This is a genomic window from Vibrio sp. HM8-C (assembly GCF_058630515.1).
In genome coordinates, this window is the sequence record NZ_JBMMKS010000004.1 from 49,039 (window position 1) to 64,750 (window position 15,712).

Sequence of the window (15,712 nt, forward strand, 5' to 3'; positions counted from 1 at the left end):
TGATTAGCCTTTACGACGCTTTTCTACTGCATCGGCAAGTTGACGTAATACTGTCTCTGTATCGTTCCAGCCAATACATGCGTCAGTAATTGACTGACCGTAAGTTGGCGCTTTACCGTCAACGAGGTCTTGGCGACCTTCAACAAGGTGTGACTCAATCATTACGCCAAAAATTGCGTGTTCACCACCAGCGATTTGTGCGCTTACATCTTCGCCTACAACCATCTGACGTTGGTATTGTTTAGAGCTGTTTGCGTGACTGAAATCAATCATCACTTTTTGACGCAAGCCCGAAGCTTCTAACTGATTTTTAATGTCACTGACATGTTCTGCACTGTAGTTTGGCTCTTTACCACCACGAAGAATGATATGGCAATCAGGGTTACCTGCCGTCTCTACAATCGCTGAGTGACCAAACTTAGTTACTGACAAAAAGTGATGTGACGACTCAGCAGAGCGGATCGCATCAGAAGCTATCTTGATGTTGCCATCTGTACCGTTTTTGAAACCCACTGGGCATGAAATACCAGAAGCCAGTTCACGGTGTACTTGTGATTCAGTAGTACGAGCACCGATAGCACCCCAACTGATTAAGTCAGCAACATATTGCGGAGTGATCATGTCTAAGAACTCACTCGCAGTAGGCATACCCATGTCCGTTAAATCAAGCAATAGCTTGCGACCCATGCGTAAACCATCATTAATCTTGTACGTGTCGTTTAGGTAAGGGTCGTTGATAAGACCTTTCCAACCCACTGTTGTACGCGGTTTTTCAAAGTAAACACGCATTACAACTTCAAGCTGACCACTGAGCTCATCGCGCAGTTTCTTCAAGCGTTTACCATATTCGATCGCAGCTTCAGGATCATGAATAGAGCAAGGACCAACGATAACAAGTAGTCTGTCATCTTCATCATTTAAAATGTTGTGAATAGCTTGGCGTGCTTGAAAAGTTGTTGAAGAAGCAACATCAGTCGCTGGAAATTTTTCTAGTACTGCAACTGGGGGTAATAGTTCTTTAATACGTTTAATATTTACATCATCGGTTTGATACATCGCTTACTTCTTCCTATATTGCTTCGCTGCAGGGGCTATTGAACGGTTAATAGCAAATCCTTTGGCAGTCTCGTTTCCTCAGTCCGTAACTTAATCTACCTAGACCGAATTGCGCAACCATTATTTTTAATAAAATGCAATATGATGGAAATATTTACAAAATAGATGGTGTGTAATTTATTTTTTACACCCATAGTGACTGATAAAAAACTGAGTGTTTTGCTTAGCCAAATAGCGCTTCTCTTGCTCTGAAAGACTGGCTTGGATACCCATCACTTGTGGCCAGAAACATCCCCCTTTAACCAAGCTGTGTAGCTGACCATTAGCCAGCTCAACATCCTGTATAACAAGGCTTTTCAGGCTAACCTGCTGTTTAAGCCAACTGAATATTTGACTCTCCTTTTTCGCCATTTGCTCTGATTGTTCAAGCAACTCTTCTGGACGATACAGGTAGTATCCAATAACTACACGAGCGAGATCTATGTATTCGTTTGAGGAAAAAATTTCTATTTCACTGTAAAGCAATTGTTCTAGCTGCTCTTCCATTGGCAACGCAACTAATAGCTCTGAATCGACTAAATTCGCAGTCGCACTCCACAAATCAGCCAGCAAAGTCATGATTAGAATTTCTTTGGATGAAAAGTGGTTATATACCGTACGCTTAGAAACCTGCGCTAATGCCGCAATCTTATCCATGCTGGTGTTCTGCGCCCCGAATTCTCGGAAAGCCTCTTTGGCAGCTAACAATATCGCTTCACGTTTTAATTCACTTCGAGTTTTTTTCATCACTGTGTTCTGCATTGGTCTTGAAAAACAATTCTGACGCCAATATTACACTAATCAGTTTACTTTTCATTAAAATTACGTAAACTACACCGTATAGTTTACTTTAAAAGTTCTACGAAACGTCACAAACGCTTCATGAATCTATTCGATCATAGAACTTAAAAGTAAGGGAACCTCTCACTTGGCTACAGGAGAAAGAGAATGAATCAAGTTGAAAACAATCGAGTCTCAGATACAGCAGTGCTTGATGGCAAATTTGCTAACCACGAAGTGGATAACAAAAACAGCATTCGTGATTTCTTAGCTATCTCTTGGGCTTATCTAACTGAAAAACATGAGGATACAGTGCCAAAAAAGCCGATTCCGGTGCAAAGTATCACTAATGAACAGTTAGAAATAGAAAAAGAAGACGTAGTTTACCGCTTAGGTCACTCTTCTATTTTGATGAAGTTGGACAATCAATGGGTGTTAACAGATCCTGTATTCAGTGACCGAGCTTCACCTGTGCAATGGGCTGGACCAAAACGTTTTCACCAGCCACCAATTTCGATTGAAGAATTGCCAACAATCGATGTGGTATTGATAAGCCACGATCACTATGACCATTTAGATAAAGCGGCAGTAAAAAAACTAGCTAAAAAAGTAGAACACTTCCTAGTGCCACTTAAAGTTGGTGCTTTACTAGAAAAATGGGGCGTCCCAGCTAGTAAAATCCAAGAGTTTCGTTGGTGGGATAGTGCCAGCCGAGGTTCTATAGAGTTTGCATTCACACCTACCCAGCATTTTTCAGGTCGCGGTTTGACCGACCGCAATCAGACTCTTTGGGGTAGCTGGGTTATTCGTAGCAGCGAAAAGTCGATTTTCTTTAGTGGTGACTCTGGCTATTTCAGCGGGTTTAAAGAGATTGGCGACAAATACGGACCTTTCGATTTAACCATGATCGAGACAGGTGCTTATAACAAGCTTTGGTCTGAAGTTCACATGTTCCCACGCGAAAGTATTCAGGCACACATCGATCTTAAAGGTAATGTGATGATGCCAATTCATAACAGTACCTTCGATTTGTCGATGCACCGTTGGTATGAGCCTTTGGAGAAAGCCTCTAATCTTGCTCGCTCGTTAGGTATAGACTTGGTGACACCGGTTATTGGTCAACGTATGCCTCTTAATGAGTCATTCCAGTCTGTGAAATGGTGGGAACAACTTGAAGTAGAAATAAAGGCAGAGCCTGCAGTACAAAACTGTTTAAACTCCGCCTCTTAGATTTCAAACGTTACACGAAATAGTGATCGAGCAGCAGCGCAATAAACAACATCATCAAATGGTAGATTGAATATTTGAAGGTGGTAATGGCTGACTGCTCGTCCGAACGATACTTTAAAATCCACGCCGAGTAGATGAAGCCTAAGCTCAAAATGGTTGAAGCGACAAAATACAGCACCCCACTCATTCCAACCAAAACCGGTAATAAGCACACAATCGCCAGCAGAAACGTATAAAGCAAAATCGATGTTTTGGTGTACTCAACCCCGTGGGTGACAGGCAACATCGGTATATCAGCTTTGGCATAATCTTCTTTGCGATGTATCGCTAAAGCCCAGAAATGAGGCGGTGTCCAAATGAAGATGATCATGACAAGCAGCCACGCATTTCCATGCAGTTCATTAGTTATGGCTGTCCAACCTAACAATGGCGGCATAGCTCCAGCTAAACCCGCGATAACGATGTTTTGTGGTGTTGCTCGCTTGAGATAGACCGTATAAACCAACGCATAACCCAATAAACTGGCAAACGTCAGCCATGCAGTTAATGCATTTACACCCAAATAAAGAGTGGCAAATCCAGCGATACCGATAACCGTAGCAAAAGCGAATACTTTATACGCTTGGATTTCACCAGAAGGCAATGGTCGGCGATAGGTTCGCGCCATAATGGCATCGATACGTCGGTCAATCAGGTGATTGTATGCAGCAGCTGATCCCGCCATCAAACCGATTCCTGATAATCCCAATACGACTTCTTGAAATGGCAACGCAGCTTGCTGCGCCAAACACATTCCAACTAAAGCGGTCAATAACATCAGTGCGACCACCTTGGGCTTGGTCAGAGTCCAATATATTCGCCAGCGAGCGGGAGCGACGGTGATATCTGATCGAGCAGCGGTAACTGAGCTGGCAGAAGTAAATGAGGCTGACTTACTCATGAGATACCTTCCTTATACTGAGTTTTGTAGCGCTTTTTTGGTATTCAAACGAAGAGGATTTGGCTAGTGAAGTCTGTTCTAAACTCACTGGTGAAGTAGTCGCCGTAGAAGCGACTCGTTTATAAGAGAACAAAGCATAATTGCATTTCAAGACTGCAATCATCAGTAGTGCTGCGCCCAAGTTGTGCAGTACTGCAATCATCAAAGGCAGATTAAATACCACATTACTGATACCAAGAAGAACTTGAACAGATAGCGCGCCGAGCAACATTTTCGTTAACGAAAACAGCGCTTTTTTCCATAACAAAAGCGCCAGCAGCAATACGGAGAAGATGGTAAAAATAGCGCCGAAACGGTGTGATACATGAATGGTTAGCCTTGGCGCGTATTCCAACACGCCAAATTCATAGCTCTCATGTCCATGATGAATCAGAGTAAATGCGGTTTTGAAATCTAAATAATTGGTCCAATTACCTTCGCAGATCGGCAGACTACTGCACATCAAAGCGGCGTAATTTGATGATGTCCATCCCCCCAGCATAATTTGCCCAATAACCACCAGCAGAGCAAAAACAGCAGCTAATTTTAGGCGAGAAGAAATAGTCACATTACTATTTTGGAAGTGAGAAGAGTTATCTTGGGTGTGAGAAGAATTATCTTGGCTATGGGAGAACATCGCTTGCGATTGCAACTGCCACAGTAACAACCACAAGCTGGCTAGTAAGGTGAATCCCCCTAGTAAATGCCCCATCACAACTAATGGCAACAATTTCATGGTCACTGTCCACATGCCGAGCAATGCTTGAAAGATAACAACGCCTGCAATGGCCAGTGGCAACGTCATCGAAACAGCTCGTAATTTGAAACAGAGAAACGTAATGAGAAATACCACTAAACCGAGCGTGCCTGCAAAATAGCGATGAATCATTTCAGGCCAAGCTTTATGAGGTTCCACATCTAAATGTGGGTATAACAATTCCGCCCTTTCTAATGCCGATGAAGATTGAGGCACAGTGAAATGCCCATAACAACCGGGCCAATCTGGGCAACCTAAGCCCGCATCAGACAAGCGTGTATAAGCGCCTAATGCAATTACGGTAAGGGTTAATATCAGTGCAAATTTAACCAGCCGAGTTAACCCTATGTTGGAGTTGGTCATCATTCACCTCACCCTACTCTTGAAAGTTTGAGTAACTTACGTAGATCCGCGAGAACACTTTTACTCTGAACCACCAATTGTGACGGTTCTGCTTTGGGGTAATGCATCACCAATTGACCAAGAGGATCGACAATCACTATTTCTGAGCTCTCAATAGCAGACATAAACGCTTGGTTTACAGACAATTTTTCAACAGTTAAATGCTCAACACTTTGAATGTCACTTTGCGGCTCGAGCAATAAAATGGGTTCAACCCTGCCTTGCTCTTTACCTAGGGCTGTATGGCTCTGCATTAGCATATAGATGTGTTGCTGGCATTGCTGGTCACACTGTTCAGGCACCACGTAACCCACTCGCCACAATTTTTGCTGCGTTATGCTCTCTAATCCAAGCGAACTGAGTGTGATTCTTGGCTCAATCAATATGCCTTTATTCGTCACACCGGATTGATACCAATGATTGGTTAACACCGTCTTGGCAAGCAAGGCAGGCAGAGCAAAGAAAGCAATAATCGCGACTAAGATTACGCGTCCTTTCGTCTTAGCATTCATGCGGCTCTCCTTGATTGATAAACCCTCAAACATAACGCGAGGGTGATGAAAAACAGCACTGTTGCCATAACAAACCACTGCACCGCATAGCCAAAATGTTTGTCTGCACTGAGCGGAATCGGAACCCACGGTTGAGCGTACGACCAATCGGTTTCTTGTGGCTGGAAAGCAACAGGGAGTATTGGCTCACCTACCCACCGTGAAAGTTGTTCGATGTTTAAATTCTGAATGCGATGAGGCGTTTTATCTTCAATGCTTAGCTCCGAGCTCAATGGGTTTAGGGATTTGTGATATAAACGCCCCACAAGCTCACGTGACTCAGCAAGCCAGTTAACCTCTGGCAAAACATTTCTATCATTAGCGGCTGGAACAAAACCGATCTCAAGCAACATCCAATGACCGCTACTTTCTCGGACTAATTGGTAGGCTAAATATCCGACTTTTCCCTGATAAGTTTGGTTATCCAGTAAGAATGTCATGTTACGGCTTGGCGTCACTGCAATTTTGACTCTAACGCCTGCTATATTGGTCATCGAATATTGTTCTAAAGCCATACCTAAAGAGATAGGTTCCATCTGCTGACGAAGCTGCAACTCTTGCTCAAGTGCCTGTTTTTGTTCGCCACGCGACATTTGCCACAATCCCAATTTGACCAAAACAGCAAACACAACCACAGTTAACACAGCGCCTAAAATTGCTTTCACCGACAACTTTTTCATCACCGAACGGCTACCCGTAGACACGGAACGACTCAGAGGATCAGACATGCTGCCACTTGTTGTAAAAATCATTTTGGTTCTGTTTCTACTGTTCATCATATTCAACCTAGCTCGCGCCTTAATCCAAATGGTTCGAGAACCTAATGACGACGATCGCCCAATGAGTTACTACCTCGGGCGACGTCTGATGTTTTCCGCTTGTGTGGTTATCTTGCTCATTTTTGCTCTCCTTAGCGGTTGGCTTCACCCCAACCACACACCTTATTAAAGCGTTATTTGTATTTTCCGCATCTGATTCAAACACCTAAGTACGTTGGAAAGCCTTCGCTACAAGACATAGACAAAGACAAACAAGCACAACCACACCACGTCTACAAAGTGCCAATACCAACTGCCTGCTTGAAATGCGAAGTGGTCTTTGGGCGTGAAATGATCTTTCGCGATTCGAGCCAGTAATACGGTCAAGAACAAAGTTCCGAGGCAAACATGCAGCCCATGGAAACCCGTCAACATAAAGAAGGTGTTGCCGTACACGCCAGATTGAAGCGTTAACCCCATTTCGTGGTAGGCGTGTGCGTATTCAACCCCTTGGAAATACAAGAAGAAGCCAGCAAGCACTATGGTAATTTCCAACCAGACGATGAGCGCCATTCGTTGGTTTTTCTCTAGGCTAAGATGTGCCATGTGCAAGGTTATAGAAGACAACAAAAGAATAACCGTGTTCTTAAGTGGGATACCTTGCCAAGGCATCGCTTGAACCGTTTCTCCAGCAGGAGTCGTTAGCAAAGGCCAAATAGCTTCAAATCCCGGCCAAAGCAGTTCGTTGGTCATAGCATTATTGCTAGCGCCGCCCAGCCAAGGCACGGCTACCATGCGTGCGTAAAACAGCGCGCCGAAAAATGCCCCGAAGAACATGACTTCTGAAAAGATAAACCAGCTCATTCCCTGACGAAATGAACGTGCTATCTGTTTGGAGTACAGCCCTGCCAGTGATTCACCAATTACGTTACTAAACCAGCCCGCTAACATGCTGAGCAAAACGATAAAACCAATAATCAAAATGGCTTTGCCAAAAACACTTCCCGCGCCACCAGTACCAACATGCTGCACTGTTAAACCTGCACCTACCGCCACCAAAAACAGAGCTACCGCGCCAATAATTGGCCAACGGCTTTGAGCAGGAACATAGTAAGAATCGTGTTTGGTACTCATAGGTTTGCTCCTTGCGTTGGCTCATCCTTCACATGAGCACTTGAGCTAGTTTTCACCAATTGGGGCTCAGCTTTATCCGTGATGTTATATAGGGTATAAGAGAGCGTCAGCGTATGAATGGAGTCCGGAATGTCCGGTTCAATGTAGAAAATCAAAGGCATTTCAGCATCCGCTTGGGCAGATAAAGGTTGCTGATGAAAACAGAAGCACTCAATCTTGTTAAAGTAAGTGGCTCCCTGCCCCGGAGAAACCGAAGGCACCGCCTGCCCAACCAGTGCATCACTGGAAAAATTGTTGGCTAAAAAAGCAGTCTGAATAATCTGCCCAGGATGCACGTCCATGTGCGAAACTTTGGGAGCAAATTTCCACGGCATACCGTTACTGACATGCGCCATAAACTGCACGCGAATGGTGCGGGATTCATCAACTTTCATGGTCGTCGGCTGAACAGCTGCCACATCATTGGTTTTACCGTTAATACCTAATGTGTTGCACATCACGTCATATAACGGCACTAACGCAAAGCCGAAACCAAACATCAACACCGTACCAATCAAGAGCTTGGCAATCAGTTGGCGATTCTTGGTTTTAAGTGATTCATCTTCCATCTCACGCTCCTAATCCACCCTAATCTTCTACTTTTGGTGGTGTTGAGAATGTGTGGTGCGGCGCTGGGCTTGGAACTGTCCATTCCAAACCTTCGGCTCGTTCCCATGGTTTAGCGGGCGCAGGTTTTCCTCCTCGCACGCACTTAATCACTACCCATAGGAAAATCAGTTGCGACAAACCAAACGCAAAACCGCCTATGGAAACAATTTGGTTCACGTCAGCAAACTGTATCGCGTAATCCGGAATACGCCTTGGCATGCCCGCTAACCCTAAAAAGTGCATCGGGAAGAACAGTACGTTGACCGAGATGACTGAACACCAGAAGTGCCACAGGCTGAGCCTTTCGTCGTACATATGCCCAGTCCACTTAGGCAGCCAGTAATAGGCTGCGGCCATAATTGAGAACACGGCACCAGAAACCAAAACATAGTGAAAGTGCGCCACCACAAAGTAGGTATCGTGGTACTGAAAATCGGCAGGAACGATAGCTAACATCAACCCCGAGAAACCGCCTATGGTAAACAGCACGATAAAGGCAATCGCAAACAACATCGGCGTTTCAAAGGTGAGTGAGCCTCGCCACATGGTCGCAACCCAGTTAAACACTTTTACGCCTGTAGGTACGGCAATCAGCATGGTGCAATACATAAAGAACAGTTCGGCAAACACTGGCATGCCAGTGGTAAACATGTGGTGCGCCCAAACCAAGAACGAGAGCAGCGCGATACTACTGGTGGCGTACACCATCGAATGATAGCCAAACAGTTTTTTGCCACTGAAAGCAGGAACAATGGCAGAGATGATGCCAAAAGACGGCAGGATCATGATGTACACTTCCGGATGTCCGAAGAACCAGAAAATATGCTGGAACATAACAGGGTCACCACCACCAGCAGCATCAAAGAAGCTCGTACCGAAATACTTGTCGGTCAATACCATAGTGACCGCACCAGCTAGGACAGGCATCACCGCAATCAAGAGGAATGCTGTAATCAGCCACGTCCAGACAAAAAGCGGGAGCTTAAACCACGTCATGCCCGGTGCGCGCATGTTCACTATAGTTACAATCACGTTGATTGCGCCCATGATGGAGCTAATACCCATAATGTGAACCGAGAAGACAAACAGCGCTGTGCTGTCAGGTCCATAAGTAGTTGATAGAGGTGCGTAGAATGTCCAACCAAAGTTTGGACCACCACCCTCGGTAAACAAAGAAGCAAGAAGAATGAGAAAAGCGAAAGGCAGAATCCAGAAACTGAGGTTATTCATCCTTGGCAGAGCCATGTCTGGCGCACCAATCATTAATGGCACCATCCAGTTGGCAAGACCTGTGAATGCGGGCATTACCGCACCAAACACCATAATCAAACCATGAACCGTGGTCATTTGATTAAAGAATTCTGGCTCGACTAACTGTAATCCCGGTTGGAACAATTCCGCACGAATCACCATTGCCATTGCGCCACCAATTAAGAACATGGTGAAGCTAAACCAAAGATATAAGGTTCCTATGTCTTTGTGGTTAGTGGAATAGATCCATCTTGCGATGCCAGTAGGGACATGATGCTCATGATCGTTGTCTTTGTAGCTGTCATCAACGCTGCCGGATTCAGGATTTGAAACATCTGCATCCACCATCGGAGCCGATTTCACGCTATGAACGTTGGAAGATTTCATTGTCCCTCCCCGCTTTTTCCATTGCTTGCCTTGAATGCAAAGATATCCGATGCCTGAACCGCATCTCCTGTGTTATTGCCCCAAGCATTACGCTGATAGCTAATCACAGCAGCCAATTCTTGGTCACTCAACTGGTTACCAAACGCCTGCATTGCCGTACCAGAGCGACCATTAACAACGACCGCCAAATGCGCGCTAACTTCACCTGTTGCAACAGGGCTACCTTTAATGGCCGGAAACGCACCCGGAATACCTAACCCCGTGGGTTGATGGCAAACCGCGCAGCGCTCCATGTAAATTTTCTCCCCCATTACCATCAGTTCATCCAGAGACATTGAACTTAGGCGGGCTTTTTCTGCCTCTTGCTTAGCAACCGCAATTTCAGCTTTTTTATCCGCGAGCCATTGGTCGTATTGTTCGGGTTCCATCGCTTGAACAACAATCGGCATAAAGCCATGAGCACGACCACACAACTCAGCACATTGACCACGATATACTCCCGGCTCATCAATACGCGTCCAAGCCTCATTGATATATCCGGGAATCGTATCTTTTTTCACGGCAAACGCAGGCACCCACCAAGAGTGAATCACATCGTCTGAAGTCAGCAAAAATCGGACTTTGCGATCAGTTGGCAATACCAAAGGTTGGTCAACCTCAAGAAGGTAATGCGCCCCCTTGACCTCTTCACCATCAATCTGCTTTTGTGAGGTGGCTAAGAGGCTGTAAAATTCCACGCCTTGCTCGAAATAGCTGTAATGCCATTTCCATTGTGAACCCGTGATCTTAATTGTGAGGTCTGATTGAGAAGTATCTTCCATCGCAACCAAGGTTTTCGTTGCGGGTATGGCCATTGCGACCAAGATGACAATAGGAATAATTGTCCAAATGATTTCAACTTTGGTGCTTTCGTGAAAATGAGCCGCTACCGCGCCCTTCGACTTGCGATGCTTAAAAATGGCATAGAACATGGCACCAAACACCACCAGTGCTATCGCTACACAGATATAGAAAATAAGCATGTGCAGCTGATACACCTTACCACTGATTTCGGTAACACCCGGTGTCATGTTTAATACTCGTTCTGCAGAAAAAACCTGTGGAGATAAGCTGATTAACAGCCCAACTGCTGGCAGCCACAGATTGGTTACACATCTTCTCAAGAGTTCTCTCCTCTGCTTCGCTGTACTTCAACACCTCTCTGTACTTCAGTACCTTCTGTACTTAAACACAAAGAACGTGAATCGACACAAACAGCAAATTTGACTCAATTGTTATGTTTGTTAAATTTTTGTTATTTAAAATATTAACTAAAGGCTAGTTAGGGTTTTGGGTTTGTTCAAGGAATAATCAAAACAGATTTATAAAAGTGGTTCATAACAAAACTGTTCTAGAATAGTTTTGAATCTAGTGAAGACATTTGAATGTAACGGACGACGCTTAATACATGTTTTAGCGATTGCGCACTCATAAATGAGAATACATATCAATTATGCTGCGTACTCAAATCCATACACAAGGTGGCAATCATGATGGAAAAAGTCACACAATGGTTATCGGCAGACCCTGATCCTAAAACTCGGGAAGAACTGCAATATCTGATTGACCATAAGAAATATGAAGAATTAGAAGACCGCTTTAAATGCCGACTCGAGTTTGGTACTGCCGGTCTTCGCGGAAAAGTCGGTTGCGGTCCAAACCGCATGAACCGTTTAGTGATTCAACAAACCGCATTAGGTCTTGGTGAATACCTAGTGAAACAAGTCGACAATGCTAAACAGCGTGGAGTCGTGATCGGCTATGATGGTCGAACCGATTCTAAATCATTTGCACACGACACGGCTGCGGTGCTAACAGCTTTAGGCATTAAGGTTTATTTGACTCATAAAGTCGCCGCAACCCCAATAGCCGCATTTGGTGTCAAACACTTCAATGCTGCTGCGGCTGTAGTAGTAACAGCGAGTCACAATCCGCCAGAATACAATGGATTCAAAGTTTACTGGGAAAACGGCGCGCAAATCATTCCACCGCACGATTCTGGCATTGCAAAAGAAATTGATATCGCGGCCACTCGCATGATTCCACTGATGCCTCATGCCGATGCTGAACGTCAAGGTCTGCTGGTTTGGTTACGTGATGATTACTATCAAACCTATCGCAGCGCGATTAACAGCAACCCACTACTTTCAAATCACACCGACCCAAGCAGCATCTCTATTGCTTACACAGCAATGCATGGCGTTGGCGCAAACATGGCAGAAGACTTACTCCATGATGCGGGCTTTAAGAAAGTAATGAGCGTAAAAGAACAGCGCGAACCAGACGGTACTTTCCCAACGGTTAACTTCCCTAACCCGGAAGAAGCTGGCGCAATGGATATGGTCATTGAGCTTGCCGATTCTATCGAAGCGGAACTGGCTTGTGCCAATGACCCAGATGCCGACCGCTTTGCCGTTGCTGTACGTAAACCCGATGGAAGTTACCAGATGCTCTCGGGCGACCAAGTGGGTACTCTTTTCGGTAACTACTTACTGAGTAAAACCGATGCGAAATCTCAGTTAGTGGGTAATACCATTGTCTCTTCCAGTCTACTGAGCAAAGTAGCAAAAGCGCACGGCGCGAAGTATTACCAAACGCTAACGGGCTTTAAATGGCTAACCAACATTGCGATGCAAGAGCAAAGCGATGAACACAAGTTCCTGTTTGCTTATGAAGAAGCACTTGGTTACACAGTGGGTAACACGGTTTGGGACAAAGATGGTCTGTCTGCTTTGGTCGCGTTTGCTCAACTTGCAGCAGAACTGTACAGCCAAGGTAGAACCATTTGGGATCAACTGGAAGAGATCTACCGTGAACATGGCATGTACATTAATGCTCAACGTAGTATCGCGCTTGACCCAGATTACCCGCCAGTAGGTGAACTTTTACGTGCTGAACCACCGACTAAAATCGCGGGTAAAAACATCTTAGTTACTGAAGACTTAAAACTCTCTGTTCGCACGGATAACCATGGCAACAAAGAAACCATCAACCTACCAAGCAGTGATGTACTCATTTATCACTTAGAAGGCGGTTCTCGCGTGATTGTTCGACCTTCTGGCACAGAACCAAAACTGAAATGCTATTACGAAGTGGTAGGCAGTTTTGCTAACAATGAGAGCTTTAAAAGCGCTCAGGAACGAGCTGAAGAACAGATGGCTCTGCTGATTAGTGAACACCAACACAGCTTGAGATAAGCATTGAAGCTAACTCGGTATCATCCAGTTCTAGGAAGATAGCAGGATCAAAAAGAGACAAAAGCACTGTGTTTTGTCTCTTTTTATTTATCACTTTCACTGATGCACAAATAGCAGGTCTAGATTCTGTCTCCCACATTTCTGGCAATCATCAACACTTCATCTGCTGAATACAGATTCGAGATCGTACTCTCCACTTGCGCACCCAAAGTGTCTCGATATAACTGCTGAGCGAAGTTGTCTGCTCTTGTTGTGACCATAACATGCTTGAGCACTGAATCTTGCTGAGCAAGTTGTTGTTTGACCAAAGGTAAAGACTCAATAATTAGAGCTTTGCCAAACCCTTTGCCCTGGTATTCGGGCAACACAGCAAGTTGTTCTAGTTCTAAAACCGCTTCTGGTCTAAAACCACTTTTTTGTACCCAGATGATATAACCCGCTATGGTCAATTTTTCCTGTTCTTCAATCTCAGCGACATAAATTAAGTAGCGAGGAAATGCATTAAAATTACATTGCAACCATTCCAGTGAATGGCGCTGTCTGAGAAACGCAGACTGGTGCACTAACGCAGCTTTAGGTAAGTCACTTTCCTGCATCAAACGTACAATCAAAACTCTATCCTCATACCTAACAAACGACACCTAGTTGTAACATTAATGCCGTTATATTGCTGGTTTCAACTAACATAAACTTATGTCAATAAACCCAAATAATGAAAAACACCTAAGACCAGTAAATCGAAAATTAACTTTGACATACTCTAGTTTTAGACAAAATAATTAAATTTAATGATAACTATAATAATTATTCACCCAGCCGATAACTAGGTTATTCACATAATAAAACGGTGCTAAAACACAGCTAAGGTTACTATGTTTTTTAATCAGTCACTTAAGAAAGAAAATCAGCAATTAAAAGAGCAAATCTACTCACATGAACAGATACGTGAAAGCCTAGATCAAGACATGCTGAGGTTAACCATCGATCCTCAGGGCAAAATTGTATCCGCAAACGAAAACTTTGAAAAAGAACTAGGTCTTAAATCCGACGTAATTGCAGGTACTCATTTAACGTCATTAGTTCCGGAAAAAGCCAGACAGTCCAAACACTTCCAGCGAATGAAAAGCGCACTTGAGCAGAAGAAACACTGGAATGGCGCTTTACAAATTTCCAAAGCTAACCGACAGGAAGCTTGGCTGCGTATTATTCTTCAGCCCATTTTTGATGCTCAAAACAAACTGCTCAGATTTACGCTTCATGCAACCGAACTGACCAGAACAATCTCTGCATCACGTGAACACGAAGATATGCTTAAAGCCATAAACCGTTCTATGGCAGTGATTGAGTTCTCTCTAGATGGAACCATACTTCGTGCTAACGACAACTTTCTAAAAACCATGGGTTACAGCAGTAACGAACAGATTGCAGGTAAACATCACCGAATTTTCTGTGAATCAAGTGAAGTTAATTCACCAGCATACACTGAATTCTGGAAGAAACTGGGAAGAGGTCAATTCGTCTCAGAGCGCTTTAAGCGAATTGATAAACATGGACATGTTGTATGGCTAGAAGCTTCTTACAACCCTATTCATAACGATACTGGTGAGCTTTACAAAGTCGTGAAGTTTGCAACAGTGATTACTGATCAAGTGCAACAAGAACTTGCGGCTCAAGAGGCAGCGCAAATCGCTTTTAACGTATCAGAAGAAACCGGACGTCAAACGACTCAAGGACAAGAAGTCGTTACTGATATCATAAAGAAAATGGAAAATTTGGTGCGCCAAATGAAACAAGCAAGTGCTGATATCGAAGCACTCAATGCACACTCTAAAAGTATCAGTGATTTGGTTGGCAACATCAGTGGTATCGCAGACCAAACCAATCTACTCGCACTCAACGCAGCCATTGAAGCAGCTCGTGCAGGAGAACAGGGCCGTGGTTTTGCTGTGGTTGCCGATGAGGTAAGACAGCTGGCTTCGAGAACCAACAACACTACCGAAGAGATCGTTACAGTCGTTGCTGAAAACATGAAACTCACAGCCAAAGCCGTTGAACTTATCGCGGTGTGTCAGTCTCAAGCGGGCGATGCACTAGATCTTTCCACACAGGCAGGTCAAGTGATTGAACAAGTTGAACAAGGTGCAATTCGAGTCGTTGAAGCCGTCCGCCAGTTTAATCAGCAGTTGTAACTTGACTCAGTAACTGTAACTCAAACGCCTAGAAAAAAGGTCTAGCAACTTGCTAGACCTTTTATTTGGAATCTTTGACTCATCAATCAAGGATGAGAGGAAGCTTATTAGTGAATAGGCGCTTCGTTTTTCGCATTGAACTTACCAAAGTACTGCTCCAGAATTTCTGGTGTCAGCTTGCCTTCTGCTTCCAAACGCTTCAGCTCTGCAACTATCGCTTTTTGTTCATCAATACTTGGTAATGCAACCTCTGCTTCATTACCTGCTTCTTGAGTCATCTGCTCTAGTTCTTTTTCAAAATCGCTCATTACTCTT

General features: G+C 44.3%; 16 protein-coding genes. 4 read left to right on the plus strand and 12 right to left on the minus strand.

Annotated elements, in window-relative coordinates:
* Positions 1-3: 3 nt before the first annotated feature.
* Together aroG and ACOSVQ_RS06550 are read right to left on the minus strand one after the other, a co-directional pair.
* Positions 4-1,056 (minus strand): 3-deoxy-7-phosphoheptulonate synthase AroG, encoded by a 1,053-nt coding sequence (gene aroG, locus ACOSVQ_RS06545; RefSeq protein ID WP_491981726.1) that lies wholly within the window; start codon positions 1,054-1,056, stop codon positions 4-6.
* 177 nt (positions 1,057-1,233) lie between these two features.
* The gene (locus tag ACOSVQ_RS06550; protein ID WP_491981727.1) at positions 1,234-1,842 is read right to left on the minus strand and encodes a TetR/AcrR family transcriptional regulator; all 609 of its coding nucleotides are present in this window, start codon (positions 1,840-1,842) and stop codon (positions 1,234-1,236) included.
* Between the two features lie 201 nt (positions 1,843-2,043).
* Here ACOSVQ_RS06550 and ACOSVQ_RS06555 point away from each other — a divergent pair, with 201 nt between their 5' ends.
* A complete protein-coding gene (locus ACOSVQ_RS06555) occupies positions 2,044-3,105 on the plus strand; it encodes an MBL fold metallo-hydrolase (RefSeq protein WP_491981728.1) in 1,062 nt (353 codons plus the stop codon).
* A 10-nt stretch (positions 3,106-3,115) separates the two neighbouring features.
* On the opposite strand, the gene cyoE is transcribed toward ACOSVQ_RS06555, so the two are convergent.
* From cyoE to ACOSVQ_RS06575, 4 genes are read right to left on the minus strand one after another with little or no spacing between them, the layout of a single operon-like run.
* A complete protein-coding gene (gene cyoE, locus ACOSVQ_RS06560) occupies positions 3,116-4,045 on the minus strand; it encodes a heme o synthase (RefSeq protein ID WP_491981729.1) in 930 nt (309 codons plus the stop codon).
* On the minus strand, positions 4,038-5,207 hold the full coding sequence (locus ACOSVQ_RS06565; RefSeq protein WP_491981730.1) for a COX15/CtaA family protein: 1,170 nt from the start codon (positions 5,205-5,207) through the stop codon (positions 4,038-4,040). Before ACOSVQ_RS06565 ends, cyoE begins: the two co-directional genes overlap by 8 nt.
* 5 nt (positions 5,208-5,212) lie before the next feature.
* The gene (locus ACOSVQ_RS06570; protein WP_491981731.1) at positions 5,213-5,755 is read right to left on the minus strand and encodes a redox-active disulfide-containing membrane protein; all 543 of its coding nucleotides are present in this window, start codon (positions 5,753-5,755) and stop codon (positions 5,213-5,215) included.
* A complete protein-coding gene (locus tag ACOSVQ_RS06575; protein WP_491981732.1) occupies positions 5,752-6,522 on the minus strand; it encodes an SURF1 family protein in 771 nt (256 codons plus the stop codon). Before ACOSVQ_RS06575 ends, ACOSVQ_RS06570 begins: the two co-directional genes overlap by 4 nt.
* On the opposite strand from ACOSVQ_RS06575, the gene ACOSVQ_RS06580 reads away from it, so the two are divergent.
* Positions 6,521-6,742: a DUF2909 domain-containing protein gene (locus ACOSVQ_RS06580; protein WP_491981733.1), complete on the plus strand. Its 222-nt coding sequence runs from the start codon at positions 6,521-6,523 to the stop codon at positions 6,740-6,742. The two genes, ACOSVQ_RS06575 and ACOSVQ_RS06580, sit on opposite strands and share 2 nt — an antisense overlap.
* Positions 6,743-6,801: 59 nt before the next feature.
* Here ACOSVQ_RS06580 and ACOSVQ_RS06585 read toward each other — a convergent pair whose 3' ends face one another.
* The 4 genes from ACOSVQ_RS06585 to coxB are packed head-to-tail and all read right to left on the minus strand — an operon-like array spanning position 6,802 to position 11,135.
* A complete protein-coding gene (locus ACOSVQ_RS06585) occupies positions 6,802-7,686 on the minus strand; it encodes a cytochrome c oxidase subunit 3 (RefSeq protein ID WP_165313624.1) in 885 nt (294 codons plus the stop codon).
* Complete coding sequence (locus ACOSVQ_RS06590) at positions 7,683-8,294, minus strand: cytochrome c oxidase assembly protein (RefSeq protein WP_491981734.1); 612 nt, start codon at positions 8,292-8,294, stop codon at positions 7,683-7,685. The genes ACOSVQ_RS06585 and ACOSVQ_RS06590 overlap by 4 nt, the downstream gene beginning before the upstream one ends.
* 19 nt (positions 8,295-8,313) lie before the next feature.
* Positions 8,314-9,972, minus strand: coding sequence for a cytochrome c oxidase subunit I (gene ctaD / locus ACOSVQ_RS06595; RefSeq protein WP_491981735.1), 1,659 nt, complete (start codon positions 9,970-9,972; stop codon positions 8,314-8,316).
* Positions 9,969-11,135, minus strand: a complete 1,167-nt coding sequence (coxB, locus tag ACOSVQ_RS06600; RefSeq protein WP_491981736.1) for a cytochrome c oxidase subunit II — start codon at positions 11,133-11,135, stop codon at positions 9,969-9,971. The genes ctaD and coxB overlap by 4 nt, the downstream gene beginning before the upstream one ends.
* Before the next feature lie 366 nt (positions 11,136-11,501).
* Here coxB and ACOSVQ_RS06605 point away from each other — a divergent pair, with 366 nt between their 5' ends.
* Positions 11,502-13,208, plus strand: coding sequence for a phospho-sugar mutase (locus tag ACOSVQ_RS06605; protein WP_491981737.1), 1,707 nt, complete (start codon positions 11,502-11,504; stop codon positions 13,206-13,208).
* Between the two features lie 119 nt (positions 13,209-13,327).
* Here the strand turns inward: ACOSVQ_RS06605 and ACOSVQ_RS06610 are convergent, their stop codons facing one another.
* The gene (locus ACOSVQ_RS06610) at positions 13,328-13,804 is read right to left on the minus strand and encodes a GNAT family N-acetyltransferase (RefSeq protein WP_491981952.1); all 477 of its coding nucleotides are present in this window, start codon (positions 13,802-13,804) and stop codon (positions 13,328-13,330) included.
* 276 nt (positions 13,805-14,080) lie between these two features.
* On the opposite strand from ACOSVQ_RS06610, the gene ACOSVQ_RS06615 reads away from it, so the two are divergent.
* Entirely contained in the window at positions 14,081-15,397 is a 1,317-nt protein-coding gene (locus tag ACOSVQ_RS06615) for a methyl-accepting chemotaxis protein (protein ID WP_491981738.1), read from the plus strand.
* A gap of 107 nt (positions 15,398-15,504) precedes the next feature.
* On the opposite strand, the gene ACOSVQ_RS06620 is transcribed toward ACOSVQ_RS06615, so the two are convergent.
* The gene (locus tag ACOSVQ_RS06620) at positions 15,505-15,705 is read right to left on the minus strand and encodes a restriction endonuclease subunit S (protein ID WP_491981739.1); all 201 of its coding nucleotides are present in this window, start codon (positions 15,703-15,705) and stop codon (positions 15,505-15,507) included.
* Positions 15,706-15,712: the final 7 nt, after the last annotated feature.